The sequence below is a fragment of the Cohnella ginsengisoli genome, from assembly GCF_029525555.1.
GTDB lineage: Bacteria > Bacillota > Bacilli > Paenibacillales > Paenibacillaceae > Cohnella > Cohnella ginsengisoli.
In genome coordinates, this window is sequence record NZ_JAPDHZ010000006.1 from 742,187 (window position 1) to 755,190 (window position 13,004).

The 13,004-nt window shown below is 61.2% G+C and carries 12 protein-coding genes, 2 pseudogenes and 1 riboswitch; of the genes and pseudogenes, 10 read left to right on the forward strand and 4 right to left on the reverse strand.

Going from position 1 to position 13,004, the window contains the following annotated elements; translation table 11 throughout:
• Positions 1-69 precede the first annotated feature (69 nt).
• Positions 70-1,126: pseudogene (locus tag OMP38_RS36410) on the reverse strand (LysR substrate-binding domain-containing protein).
• A 488-nt stretch (positions 1,127-1,614) separates the two neighbouring features.
• On the opposite strand from OMP38_RS36410, the pseudogene OMP38_RS36715 reads away from it, so the two are divergent.
• The 4 genes and pseudogenes from OMP38_RS36715 (at position 1,615) to OMP38_RS30055 (ending at position 5,892) form a co-directional block, all read left to right on the forward strand.
• Positions 1,615-2,374, forward strand: a pseudogene (locus OMP38_RS36715) (extracellular solute-binding protein).
• A 2-nt stretch (positions 2,375-2,376) separates the two neighbouring features.
• Positions 2,377-4,071 (forward strand): ABC transporter permease, encoded by a 1,695-nt coding sequence (locus OMP38_RS30045; RefSeq protein ID WP_277568342.1) that lies wholly within the window; start codon positions 2,377-2,379, stop codon positions 4,069-4,071.
• The gene (locus tag OMP38_RS30050) at positions 4,068-5,246 is read left to right on the forward strand and encodes an ABC transporter ATP-binding protein (protein WP_277568343.1); all 1,179 of its coding nucleotides are present in this window, start codon (positions 4,068-4,070) and stop codon (positions 5,244-5,246) included. Before OMP38_RS30045 ends, OMP38_RS30050 begins: the two co-directional genes overlap by 4 nt.
• A gap of 10 nt (positions 5,247-5,256) precedes the next feature.
• Entirely contained in the window at positions 5,257-5,892 is a 636-nt protein-coding gene (locus OMP38_RS30055) for a metallophosphoesterase (protein WP_277568344.1), read from the forward strand.
• A gap of 47 nt (positions 5,893-5,939) precedes the next feature.
• Here the strand turns inward: OMP38_RS30055 and OMP38_RS30060 are convergent, their stop codons facing one another.
• Genes OMP38_RS30060 through OMP38_RS30070 form a run of 3 tightly spaced genes read right to left on the reverse strand, consistent with a single transcriptional unit; the run spans position 5,940 to position 7,532 of the window.
• Complete coding sequence (locus OMP38_RS30060) at positions 5,940-6,251, reverse strand: G5 domain-containing protein (protein WP_277568345.1); 312 nt, start codon at positions 6,249-6,251, stop codon at positions 5,940-5,942.
• Positions 6,252-6,301: 50 nt separating this feature from the next.
• On the reverse strand, positions 6,302-6,811 hold the full coding sequence (locus OMP38_RS30065; protein WP_277568346.1) for a VanW family protein: 510 nt from the start codon (positions 6,809-6,811) through the stop codon (positions 6,302-6,304).
• On the reverse strand, positions 6,735-7,532 hold the full coding sequence (locus tag OMP38_RS30070; RefSeq protein WP_277568347.1) for a D-alanyl-D-alanine carboxypeptidase family protein: 798 nt from the start codon (positions 7,530-7,532) through the stop codon (positions 6,735-6,737). Before OMP38_RS30070 ends, OMP38_RS30065 begins: the two co-directional genes overlap by 77 nt.
• Before the next feature lie 270 nt (positions 7,533-7,802).
• Here OMP38_RS30070 and ftsE point away from each other — a divergent pair, with 270 nt between their 5' ends.
• The 6 genes from ftsE to OMP38_RS30100 all read left to right on the forward strand — a co-directional run bounded on the left by ftsE (position 7,803) and on the right by OMP38_RS30100 (position 12,613).
• Positions 7,803-8,489, forward strand: a complete 687-nt coding sequence (ftsE, locus tag OMP38_RS30075) for a cell division ATP-binding protein FtsE (protein WP_277568348.1) — start codon at positions 7,803-7,805, stop codon at positions 8,487-8,489.
• The gene (gene ftsX / locus OMP38_RS30080) at positions 8,479-9,393 is read left to right on the forward strand and encodes a permease-like cell division protein FtsX (protein WP_277568349.1); all 915 of its coding nucleotides are present in this window, start codon (positions 8,479-8,481) and stop codon (positions 9,391-9,393) included. The genes ftsE and ftsX overlap by 11 nt, the downstream gene beginning before the upstream one ends.
• Before the next feature lie 39 nt (positions 9,394-9,432).
• Positions 9,433-9,723, forward strand: a complete 291-nt coding sequence (locus OMP38_RS30085; protein WP_277568350.1) for a hypothetical protein — start codon at positions 9,433-9,435, stop codon at positions 9,721-9,723.
• Positions 9,647-10,612, forward strand: a complete 966-nt coding sequence (locus tag OMP38_RS30090; protein WP_277568351.1) for a murein hydrolase activator EnvC family protein — start codon at positions 9,647-9,649, stop codon at positions 10,610-10,612. The genes OMP38_RS30085 and OMP38_RS30090 overlap by 77 nt, the downstream gene beginning before the upstream one ends.
• A gap of 583 nt (positions 10,613-11,195) precedes the next feature.
• Positions 11,196-12,200: a hypothetical protein gene (locus tag OMP38_RS30095; protein ID WP_277568352.1), complete on the forward strand. Its 1,005-nt coding sequence runs from the start codon at positions 11,196-11,198 to the stop codon at positions 12,198-12,200.
• Positions 12,131-12,613, forward strand: a complete 483-nt coding sequence (locus OMP38_RS30100; RefSeq protein WP_277568353.1) for a PDZ domain-containing protein — start codon at positions 12,131-12,133, stop codon at positions 12,611-12,613. Before OMP38_RS30095 ends, OMP38_RS30100 begins: the two co-directional genes overlap by 70 nt.
• A gap of 193 nt (positions 12,614-12,806) precedes the next feature.
• Positions 12,807-12,916: riboswitch (guanidine-I (ykkC/yxkD leader) on the forward strand.
• Positions 12,917-13,004: the final 88 nt, after the last annotated feature.

The following is a 13,004-nucleotide window of genomic DNA, read 5'->3' on the forward strand; positions in this document are numbered from 1 at the left end:
GCAGCCTTCTGATGCGACGCTTTTATCGCTCCGCCAGCTCTAGCGAGCTTGCGGGGCGATTTTTTATTTCTACTGCAGGCACCGGCCGCTTCGAGGTGCGTTCCGGCTTGACCGGTCGCCTTCGGACGCTTTTGGCGTCTCGCCGGGGAGCGAGCTCCCTATACCCCCAGCTTCCCCCCGCATAAAATCGATAAAAGCCGCCGCCTGGCGGACCGGTTCATCCTCTTCGCGATAGGCAAGACAGATCCGGCGGACGCTGACCTTGCCGGGCAGCTCCCGCAGCACGAGCTCGCCGGACAGCTCCTCCCGGCGCGCGCTGCGCCGCGGCAGAATGCCGATCCCCATGCCGTGCTTGACCGCTTCCTTGATCGTCTCGATCGCGCCGAGCTCCATGCGGATTTGCCAGTTCAAGCCGTTCTCCGCCGCCCATCGTTCGGACAGCCTGCGCGAGGTCGAGCCGCCTTCGTGCACGAGGAACGGCTGGCCCTGTAGGTCCTCGATCCCGATCTCCCCCCGCGGCCAACGGATGAAAAGGCGCGAACGCCAGCGTCAGCGGGTCTTCGCTGAGCGGGATGACGTTGAGCCCGGGGTAGGGCTCCTCGGACAAGGAGACGACGGCGACGTCCACTTCGAAGCTCTCAAGGAGCGCGAGCGCGTCTCCGGCCTGCTTGACGGTCAGCGTCGGCAGCGCCAGCGGATACTGCATCTGGAATTCCGCCAGATAAGCGGGCAGGAAGTAGGTGGCCGGCGTATAGCTGGCCCCGATCTTCAACTTGCCGCGGCCTTGCTCGCGGTAGTCGGTCATCAACTGCGAGGCTTCGTCCAGCAGCGCCGAGATCTTGGCGGCATAAGGGAGCAGCGCTTCGCCCGCATCGGTGAGGCGCACGCGGCCGGCCTGCTTGCGGAACAACGAGATGCCGGCAGATTGCTCGAGCTTTTGCATGTGAAAGGTGACGGTGGGCTGCTTTAAGCCGAGCGCGGAGGCGACCTCCGTGAGGCTGCGGCCGTCCGCGGCTTGCATGAAAATTCGAAGCTGTTGGGGATTCACGGAACGCTCGCCCTCTTTGTTCGTCGGATGCCTGCTCCTGCAAATATAGATTCTATCTATGATTTTATCAATATACATAGACGATATTTAACTTCGATTTGTTATCCGCTTTACGTCATGCTGACAAACCCCCCTTAAAGTGAAGTTATCACGAACGATTACGAGGGGGATATCGAAAAATGAATCTCATGCAGCACCGCAAGCTCGCAGCAATGGCGCTGATCGGCCTGTCTTTGACCGCAGCCGGATGCGGCAACGCGAACAACAATAACGCGGGCGCAGCGGCTGCCACGGCTTCGGAATCTGCCGCGCCGTCGTCCGCAGCGGCATCTCCATCTGCGAGCGCGGAAGCATCGCCGTCCGAAAGCGTAAGCGCATCGACGCCAGCCGGCAACGGCGAGACGCTGACGGTTTACCTCAACGACTTCGACGATATCGTCAAGCCGATGTTCGAAGCCCAAACCGGGTACAAGCTCAACATCGTCAGCGGCAACGGCGCGGAGATCATGTCCCGCATTGAAGCCGAGAAGGGCAATCCCCACTGGGACGTCGTCTGGATGGACGCGATGCCGTCGATCGAGGGTCTGGGTAAAGCGGGGCAACTGCTGGAAGGCTGGGAACCGGCCGCCGCAGCGGACTTGACGGGCTTTGCCAAGACGTTCGTCCCTGCGAACAAAGCGTATTACCCGACCGGCGCGCATGCCGCCGGCGTCATCGTCTACAACACGAAGTCGTTCAGCGCGGCCGACGCGCCGAAGAGCTGGGCGGATCTCGCAGACGCGAAATACAAAGGCACCGTCGGCATGGCAGACCCCGCGGTAGCCGCTCCCGCTTACCCGTTCGTGTCTTGGTTCTTCCAGGACAAAGGAATCGAAGGCGGCAAATCCTACTTTGACGGCGTGTTGAAAAACGGCGCGCACGTGTATCCGAAAAAACCCGAACGTCGCCAAGGCGCTCACGGGCGGCGAGATCAAGGTCGCGGCGCTTCAGGAGAGCAACGCGTACACGCTCAAGAACGACGGCGAGCCGATCGAGATCGTCTGGCCGGAAGAAGGCGCGCCGGCTTCGGTACGCGTAGCGGCGATCCAAAAGAACAGCGAGCATCAAGACGCGGCGAAGGCGTTCGTCGAATTCTTGCTCGATCCCAAAACGCAGCAAGCGCTGATCGACCAAGGCGACGAGAGCTACTTCGAGCCAAGCGTGACGGGCGTTACGGCGAAGGCGGACCGCAATCCGAACGCCAAGCTCGTCGTGGCGGAAGCAGCGTGGGCGGCAGAGCATGAAGCCGAAATCAAGCAATGGTTCGCCGATCGCTCGGTGAAATAAAAATGCGCTTTACGATTTTCGCTCACGGAAGCAGGACGGGCTGGCTGGTGCTGGCCCTTCTTGTTTTGTTGATCATGCTGCCGCTTGCCGCGGTCGTCCTTCAGGTGCTGCTGCCGGGCTTTTTCTTCGGGAGCCGCCAGATCGGCGACCTCTCTCTGCTAGGCGAGATGTTCCGCCGTCCGCTGTGGTATTTGTCGCTCAAAAACACGCTAGTCCTCGGCCTTGGCACGACGGCGATCGGCACGGCGATCGGCGCGGCGCTCGCTACGGCGCGGTCCCGATGGTCGTTCCCGGGGGCGCGGCTGCTCGACGGCGCGGTATGGCTGCTGATCGTGACGCCGTCCTTCATCCTCGCGCAAGGCTGGGTCATGTTCGCTTCGTCGGACGGACTCGCCGCGTCCTGGTTCGGCTGGCATTGGGTCCACGACGCGGTCTTTACGCCCGCGGGCCTGATTACGGTCATGTCTTTAAGCAAGTTTCCGTTCGCTTATCTGGCCGTCTATTCCGCGCTGGAATGGAAGATGGACCGCCTGGGCGAAGCAGGCCGCTTGAACGGCGGCAGCGCCTGGACCGTCTGGCGGACGATCGAGGCGCCGCTGCTGCTGCCCGCCTATTGCTCGGGAGCGCTGCTTGTCTTCATGGACACCGTAGGCGATTTCGGCCTGCCGGCTTCCATCGCGGCCGTATTCCGCTTTCCGACGCTGCCTTATTCGATCTACTCGGCGCTCTACACCTCGCCCATCCGGTTCGATATGGCCGGGGTGCTGTCCTTTTATCTCGTGGTGCTGATCGCGCTGGCGATGAGCGTGCAGTTCTGGGCGCTGCGCCGGGCGCGCTTCGACTTCCTCGGCGGCCGGGCGACGCGGGCCGAGGCCGAACGGCCGCATAAGGGTGCTTGGCTGCTGGCGGGCGGCAACCTCATCCTCCTGGCGATCGCGGTAGGCATTCCCCTAGGCGCCAATCTGCTGACGTCGATTACCCGTCCGGGCAAATCCGGCGGCTCGGCGTTCACGCTGGACCACTACCGGGAGCTGTTCGCGGACGGCGGGCAACTGACGGACGCGCTGCTTCATTCGCTCTCGATCGCGGCGTTCGCCGCCATCGTCGGCCTGTTCGTCGGCCTGCTCGTCGCCTACGTGCTGACCTATTCGAAGTTTAAGCTGAAACGGGCGATCGACGTCATCTCGCTCGTCTCGCTGGCGGTTCCTGGCGTCGTGCTCGGCATCGGCTACATCTTCATCTGGAACCAGGCCTGGCTCGAGCGCATCGGGCTGCTGCTCTACGGCAAGCCGGCCATTCTCGTGTTGGCCGGCGTCGCGGGCGCCATTCCCGTCATCACCCGGATCGTGACGGGCGCGATGGCCAAGGTGCCGCAGGGACTGCTGTCGGCGGCGCAAATGCAGGGCGCTTCGTTTTCGCGCAGAGTGCGGACGATCCTGCTGCCGCTGCTGCGCGGCGCGCTGCTCTCCGCCGCGCTGGCGGCGTTCGGGGCGAGCGTTTTCGACCTGGCGATGACTTCGATTCTGTTCCCGCCTAACTTCATGACATTGCCCGTCGTCATTAACAAAGCGTTCGAAGACCTGAACTTCGGCTACGCCGCCGCCGCGACCTTAACCGGAGGTACGGCCGTCGTCGGACTGATCCTCATCCTGGAGCGATTGTTCAAACCGAAGGAAGCAAGGAGGCCAAGCCATTGAATCCAATCTTAGAGATCCGTGAGCTCCACAAGTCTTACGCGGGCCAGCCTGCGCTTCGGGGCATCGACTTCAGCGTCTCCCGCGGGCAGATCATCAGCGTGCTCGGACCGTCCGGCTGCGGCAAGTCCACGCTGCTTCAGCTCATCGCCGGCCTGCAGCAGCCCGACGGGGGCGAGGTGAGGCTGCGCGGCGAAGCCGTGTCCACCGCTTCGAAGCTCGTGCCTCCCGAGAAGCGGAACATCAACATGGTGTTCCAGGATTATGCCTTGTGGCCGCATATGAGCATTCTCGATAATATTTCGTACGGGTTAAAAAGAAAGAAAGCGTCGTCCGCGGACATTCGAGCCAAGGTCGGGGAGCTGCTGCGTCTTCTGCATTTGGAGCCGTTCGCCGAGCGCCTGCCCGCTCAGCTGTCCGGCGGCCAGCAGCAGCGCGTGGCGATCGCGCGCGCCTTGGCGACGCAGCCCGACCTGCTGCTGCTCGACGAGCCGATGTCCAATCTCGACATGCGGCTTCGCATCGAGATGCGGACGGAGCTGTCTTACCTACTGCGCAAGCTGGGGACGACCGTGTTCCATGTGACGCACGATCCCGAAGAGGCGTTCGCGATGGCGGACCGGCTCGTCATCATGCGCAGCGGCGGCATCGACCAGATCGACCGCCCCGAGGCCTGCTATCGCCGGCCCGCGACGGCGTCGGTCGCTTCGCTGCTCGGCGCGGGCAACCGGCTCGCGGGGCCGATCGCCGAAGGCGGGGCGGCGCCTGCCATCCGTCTGGACGGCGCCTTCGTCGCCGGCCGGACGGCGTCAGATTGGAGCGCACGCGGTCCCGCGGAACCGGCCATCGCGCTGTTCCGGCCGGATGCGGCCGCCTGGGAGACCGAGGACGCCAGGGCTTCCGACCCGGGCGCGGAGGTCGCCGCGGGGGCGGAGGCCGGGATTGCCGACTCCCGCGAGGCCGGATTCTTCGCGGCGCCGGCCTTTAACCGGCTGGCCGCCCGCATCGCGCACAGCGCCTTCGAAGGCAATCGCTGGCGCGTGCTGGCGGAGACAGGGACCGGCGACATGCTTTCCTTATTTCATCATGAGCCTCTGAAGGCGGGCACGCGCGGTTGGCTGCGTTTTCCCGTCGATGAGACCTACTTGTACCCGGCGACTGCCGGCAGCGAAAGGTAGAAGGACTTACATGACCCGCATACTTGTCATCTCGGATATACACGGCCATGCGACAGAGATGCGATCCCTGTTGCGCATGGCCGAATACGCGCCGGGCAGGGATCGCCTGTACCTGCTGGGCGACTTCATCAACCGGGAGCGGGAGAGCTGGCCCGCGCTCAGGGAAGCGATGGCGCTGGTCCGAGAGGGCGCGCGCGCCGTGCTCGGCAATATGGAGCGGTGGCTGCTTGATGCCTCCACGCGCGGAGAAGGTCTGCCTGCGGATGCGGAGGAGCTGAAGTTTCTCAGCGACACGCCCCTGTATTGGCAGGAGGAGGGCTTCCTGTTCGCCCATGCCGGCATCCGTCCGGGATTGCCGCCAGACAAGCAAAGCGCCGCGGATCTGACCGAGATCCGCGGCGAGTTCTGGGCGGACGGCGGCCCGCTTCCTTATACGGTCGTCTTCGGCCATACGCCGACCTTCAAGCTCGGCGCGCCGGCAGGCGAGCTCTGGCTGGGCCGCGACCGCATCGGGATCGACACGGGCGCGAAGCATGGCTGCCGTCTCACGCTCGTCGACCTGACCAACCGGCTGGCTTATTCCTGCGGCGTGGAGCCGGAACGCCAGCCAAGCGAGTGTCGCCTGTCTTCCTGGGCGACCAAGTAAATCGAATATCCAAGCCGCCGAAGTTCCGGCGGCTTTTAGCCATTCCCTCATATCGGCTCTGCCGGCGTCCGTCCTTGCGGCGAAGGCGGCGTCTCCGGGCGCCCCGCGCGCGCGTCCGCGGGATTCACCGCGAAGATCGCGTCCTGCGCGCGATAGATCGAGCGGTTCAGCTTGCTGCGCGCGGCCAGCCGGCCTTCCACGTACTTCAAGCGGTACGTATCCACGACCGCGCCTGATTTGCCTGCCTGCACCAGACGCGACAGGCCGACCGGGATGCCCGCGTCTTGTCTGTACACGGTGCGGGGCGGAAGATCCTTTACGCGCACCGTTTCAAGCTCATACCTCACGTTGTCGGCCATCGTGCCGAACAGCTTGACCGTCAGCCTTTTATCTCGAACCGAGGCCCTGATTAACAGCCGTTTACCCGTGTCGTTGCGAAACCGGAAGTTAATCGACCCCCTCCGCGAAAGTCGCGTCCATGCCTTGCGGCAAATAATTCACGGGGGAGCGAGTGGTTGCGCCGCTCGACGATCTGGAGACCCGAGGCGCGAAGAACCGCATTGTAAAGCGTGCTGGACACCTGGCAGATGCCGCCGCCGATGCCCGGAACGAGCTTGCCCTTCAGGATGACAGGAGCCGCCCGGTAGCCGTAATCCCGCCGTGCCTTGGCGACGACGGCGCCGTAATCGAACGTCTCGCCCGGCAGGAGCATCGTGCCGTCCAAAGCGTCGGCAGTAGCCTTGACGTTATGGATGCGGCCTTCGCCGCTCGCCGCGAATGAGGTCGAAAACTCCGCGATCTTGCGCGCGATCCCTTGTGCCTGCAGCGAAGCCGTCGTAATCTCAGGCTTCACTTGAACGACAGGCAGACGAAACTCGATCAGCAGCGGCCCGCCGGCGGAAGCCGGCGTCTTGCTCAATGCATGGGGGGGCATGCTTTTTAAAAGCAGCCAGCAGCGAAGGGATGTCCAGCGTCTCGCCGGGCGTTTCGGGCGAATAGACGACTCGATCGAATGCGTCGATCGAACGAACCGAGTCGATCGGCTGCTTTTCCGCGAGCGCTCCCCACATCGCTTCCGCTTTTTCCGCGAACGTCTCCTCGTCCCAGACGGTTTCGATCGAAAAGCGCTTCGCGATCGCCCGCCCGGCCGCACGGCGATTCAGCCATCCTGCGTCGCGATATCGCGCGATTGCCCGTATGGCTTCCTCCGCGTTCAGCTGGAGTCCAAGCTCGCGCCAAGTCGGCGCAGCCTCGGACGATTTTTGAGCAGGGGAGGCTTCCGCAGGCCCGGTAATCAGCCTCACACGCCCGTCCAACGCGGCTCCGATCCGCGTCCGCACCGTGGCGATCGCGGTATTCGCGCGCATGCCGCCAAGATTCAAGCCGCCTATCACGACGCCGTGGGGCAGCGAGCGGGACTGCCTTTCGGCGCGCTTTGTCGCCAACTCTACGGCCGTATCCTCGGCATTCGCTCCAAGGACGGCCGCTTCAACGGCGGCGATTCGCGCATCGCCGGCTTTAAAGGCTGACAGCAGCGTGTAGCCAGCGGCCTCCGCATGCCCGGTTGCCGTCGTCCCGGCGGTCATGCCGACAGCAAGCGCGAGCGCGGCGGCCGCAATCCGAACGGTTCGTTTGTCCATTTTTCGGCATTCCTCCTTCCGTCGAGCGCACGTGTGCTTAGGATTCCCTCCAGATTAAAAATTTCTCAAAATAACGAAAAACGACAAAAACGCATGCCGAAAGAGGCGCGAATACGCGTCTGGCGGCCAGATAAAGCTCGACAAATAAAGGATTTGCCGGCAAGATGTCGAAGTACCATTAGTCTGCGGAACTTTAGCCTTTTCACGGGAAGCGTCTCCCGGAACGTATATATGCACCGGCTGTTCAACAAAGAAACAGGATGTGATCGCGTGATCGAAATGCACGACATATGGAAGACCTATCCGGACGGCACGCCCGCCCTGCAAGGCATAAACATCGTGATCGACCGCAACGAGTTCGTCTACGTCGTCGGCCCGTCGGGCGCCGGCAAGTCGACGTTCATGAAGCTGATCTATCGCGAGGAAGTGCCGACCAAGGGCCAGCTGTCCGTCAACGGATTCAATATAGGCAAGCTGAAGCAACGCAAGATTCCTTACGTTCGCCGCAATATCGGCGTCGTATTCCAAGATTTCCGCCTGCTCCCCAAACTATCCGTTTACGAAAACGTCGCCTTCGCGATGGAGGTCGTCGAATCGCCGAAGCGGCAGATTCGCCGCCGCACGATGGAAGTGCTGGAGCTCGTGGGGCTTAAGCACAAAGCGAGCAGCCTGCCCGCCCAGCTGTCCGGCGGCGAGCAGCAACGCGTCGCGATCGCCAGAGCCATCGTCAACAGTCCCTCAGTCATCGTGGCGGACGAACCTACCGGCAACCTCGATCCCGAGACCTCGTGGGGGATCATGAAGCTGCTCGAAGAGATCAATTTCCGCGGCACCACCATCGTCATGGCTACCCACAACAAAGAAATCGTCAACACCCTCCGCAAGCGGGTCATCGCGATCGAACGGGGCACCATCGTGCGGGACCAGCAGAGAGGGGATTACGGCTATGAAGTTTAGCACCCTCGTGCGCCACATCCGCGAAGGTGTCAAGAACGTCTTCCGCAACGGCTGGATGTCGTTCGCTTCGATCGGATCGATCGTCGTGTCGCTGTTCGTGCTGGGCGTGTTCATGCTCCTCGCGCTCAACGTGAACCAGTGGGCCGACCAATTCGACAGCCAGGTTCAAGTCAACGTTTACCTCGAGTCGGAGATCGGACAATCCAAGATCGACGAGCTGAAGACGCGTATCGGCAACATCGCGGAGGTCAAACAAGTGACTTTCGTCTCCAAGGAAGAGGGGCTCGAGAAGCTCCGCGAGGACCTGGACGAGGACGTAAAGGGCGCGCTCGACGGCTATAAGGACTCGAATCCGCTCCCGGATTCGTTCGAGGTCGAACTGTTCGACGCCCAGCAGGTGTCTTACGTCGCCAAGCAGATTCTGGCGTTTAATGAGACGGACGCGGACAAGCCGATCATTAGCGTCAAGTACGGACAAGGCTACGTCGAAAAGCTGTTCCGCATCACGAACGCCGTGCGCAACGTCGGTCTCGTCGTCGTCGCCGGACTTGCGGTCATGGCGATGTTCCTCATCTCCACGACGATCAAGATGACGATTCTGGCGCGCCGCAGAGAGATCGGCATCATGAAGCTTGTCGGCGCCACGAATAATTTTATCCGCTGGCCGTTTTTTATCGAAGGAATCGTCATCGGACTTGCGGGCTCCGGCATTACGACGGCGCTGCTGCTATACGGGTATTCCCAATTGATCGCGTCGACGCATTACAACATGGGCCTCATGATGATCGAGGTCGTCGACATGAACAAAGTCGGCTGGCTCGTCGGCGGCACGCTCGTCGCGCTCGGCACGTTGATCGGCGTCTGGGGCAGCGTCGTTTCCGTTCGCAAGCATTTGAAGGTGTAGCTCTTGCCGTTCATGCTCAGATGATGGAGGAGAACATGGGTGAATAGAAGATTGATCGCGGTATTGGTCATGCTGCTGGGCGTCGTATTCCTCGTTCGGCCGTACGAGAGCCACGCCGAGACGCAGATGCAGAAGATCGAGCGGCAGCTCAAGGAGATCCAAGCCCAAATGAACGCCGCCGCAGAAAATAAAAAGGAAGCCGAGCGTCGGAGCGAGGACCTGACGAATAAAAAAGGCGCTTGTCAAGACGGACATGTTTACGCTGCTCAAGCAGATTCAGCAGACGTCGGATCAGCTCGACGCGACGCAGGCCAAGATCGACGCCGCTGAAGCCAAGCTGCTCAAGACGACGTCCGAGCTCGAGTCCGCCGAAGCCTCCAGGCAGAGCCGGGACGAGCAGCTTAGGGACCGCATCCGGCTTATATACATGAACGGCTCCGTCTCTTATCTCGACGTGCTGCTGAGCTCCAAGAGCTTCTCTGACTTCGTCGGCCGGTTTCAGTCGCTGCAATCCATCATGGAGCAGGATAAAGAAGTGCTGTCGCAGACCGAGAGCTACAAAGCGCTTGTCGCCGACAAGAAGGCGCAGGTCGAATTAGACCTGACTTCGGTCAAAAAGCTGTACAGCGACATGGCCGACAAAAAGGCCGAGCTTCAGGACCAGGAAAAAGAAAAAGAAGTGCTCGTAGCGAGCATCAATCAAAAGATCGAAGAAACCGAGGACATCAGCGAAGAAGCCGAAGCCGCGTTGATGGAGTTCGGCAAAAAGTACTCGAAGCTGTTGGAGCAGAAAAAGCAGCTGAAAACTTACTATACCGGCGGTAAGTTGGGACTTCCGCTGAAGCGGGAATACCGTCTGTCCTCGCCGTTCGGCTACCGGACGCATCCCGTGACCGGACAGAGAAACAAGCTTCACACGGGCATGGACATGGCCGTACCGGAAGGAACGGCGGTCTACGCGGCGGAATCGGGCACCGTCATCGTCGCCCAGTCGTGGAGCGGCTACGGCAACTGTATCATCATCAACCATGGCGGCGGCCTCTGGACGCTATACGGCCACTTGAAGCCGGGCGGGATCCTCGTGGAAAAGGGCGAGACCGTCAAGCGCGGCGAAAAGATCGGTCTCGTCGGCATGACCGGTACCGCTACCGGCTACCATCTGCACTTCGAGGTTCGCAAAGACGGCACGCCGGTCAATCCCGCGCCGTATCTCAAATAAATAACAGCCTCGGCTCAGCCGTCTCAAGGTGCCGCCTACCCTTCCAGTGGGCAGCCCGGGGCGGCTGTTGCATTTTCGGGCGTTTGTACGGTATCCCTTTCGAACAGGCGGGGGGATGATTAGCAAGAGACAAGGGGGGCGTGATGTTAGAACGGCATCCCTCTTCATCAGGAATGATGGGATACGTAAAAGTGTGTTGATCAAGACATTTGAACGGTATCCCCTTCGAACAGGAGGCTTGGATTCCCGCAACGAACCGAAGTTCAGTCTTTAAACGGTATCCCCTTCAGTCAGATTAAAAGTTTATCATGCGGTACCGGTGACCTCCACGTTCTATCCCCTTCGTCCAGGATGCTTAAGCGATCATATAAAGAGGCAGTAGACGCGCATTGGCGCCTCCGGTCAACGCTTTACCTGCGCGAAGGGGATATCGTTAAAACGGAAAAAACAGCGCATGATGACAAGGTTGTTCCATTATTTGTAAATCTCGAAAAGGAAGACCGGCAGGATTTAAACTTCCGTCTGTCGAATACGTATGGTCGGCATACATACCGGATTACGAAAACGAAAGGCGGGATTCGTCTTGGATCTGACGATCGATTGGTTGCGGTTGGCGGGCGAGAGTATCGGCGTCCTGTTCCTATCGCCTTTTCTTTATATAGCGCTCGCGATGGTCTGGTGGCATTCGCGCCAGAGCAACGTACTGCAACGCAGATTGTTCCATGTCAGGCTGCGAGGAACGCTGCCGATGACAGCGGCTCGTATCGTCGCGGGTTTCGTCGCGGGCTTTGCATTGTCCGCGCTCGGGTTTGCCGCTGGCGCACAGTTGACGGCCTCTACGCTCGTGTGCGTCTGGGCTGCGACGTTCGTGCTCGCCTTATTCAAGCTGCGATACGTTTGTCTCGCTTACGCGGCCGGCGCGCTTACCGTTGTTCAGACAGTCCTGTCATGGACGGGCATACCCGATGGAGACGCTGCGATTAACCGGGTCTGGCAAGCGGTGAACGATATAGATGGTCCGTCACTGCTGTTCTTGGCCGGCTTGCTGCATATTGCGGAAGCGCTTCTCGTGCGGCTGCAGGGCTCGCGTTATGCTACCCCGTTGTTCCTCGAAGGCAAACGCGGCAAACCGATCGGCGCCTATTCGCTGTCCGGTCTCTGGCCCGTGCCGCTTCTATGGCTTGTGCCAGCGACTAGTAACAATGGGCTGGCGCTGACGTGGACGCCGTTGTTCGGCATGGACGGCGGTCCTGCGATGACCGTAGCCGGTTGGACGTTAGCGGCTTTCCCGGTGCTGATCGGATTTACGGACCGGACGGCGACGCGTTGGCCCGAAACCAAGGCGAAGGAAATGGCTGGCGGCCTCTTGGTTTACGGGCTGGCGATTGCGGCGCTTGCAGCCGGCGCAGCGTTTTGGGGACCGCTTACGATCGTGGCCGGATTGGCGGCTTTCATTTTGCACGAAGGTCTGCTTTTTTTGGGGAAGATTGCGCGAGCGGGGGGCATCACCCCGTCTACGTGCAAGACGGCAGAGGCGTCGTCATCCTCGCCGTCCTTCCCGGCACGCCGGCGTTCGAGATGGGCTTAATCGCGGGCGAAACGGTAAGCAAGGCCAACGGCGTTCGGGTACGAAGCAAGGAAGAGCTTCACGCGGCGTTGCAGCTTCAGCCGGCGTTTACGAAGCTAGAGGTGCTCAATCGCGACGGAAACGTGAAGTTTGCTCAGCGGGCAAGGTACGCCGGAGAGCACCATCAGCTTGGGCTGATTCTTGCGCCGGATGAGGATGCTGAATATGTCGCGGCACCGCGATCGTCCTCGTTGAGACAAGGATTGCGGTTAGCCGGCGCGAGACTGCGCGGAGAGGGCGCTCGCAGAAATTTCGGCGGTTCTGAAGAGGCCGCAGCATTGGAGAGCGGACCGCAGCCCGAGAAAACCGGGGGGATCGGGGAAGGGCGTGCTTGCTTTGACAGCCGGTGCGCCGGTTACGGAGACGACAGGTGAACGTGATGAGGCAGCAGAGAAGGCCTACGAAGCTAATCTGACCGTGGCTCCAAAGACCGTGGCTCCAAAGACCGTGCCTGAAGGCCTGCCTCCGCGCAGCGGGCGGCGCAAGTAAAGAGCTGGCCCAGCATACGTTCAGCATTTTTTTGAAAATCAAATTTGACAGTCCATCTGTTGTTCGTTAATATGGATGGGATTCGTCCTCTAGGGTTCCGGGACGGCTTCGGCCGGCTGTCTGGTCCAAGGGAGGGCGCGCGCTGCCGAATGCGGCAGGCGTCACGGAGGGACAAAAGCCCGGGAGTATCAGAATGCAAGGTCAGGCGCGACATTCGCGCCGTGCACCGTGCATGCCGATGCTTTCGGGCTTTTTTTGCATCTTGGCACAAGGAGA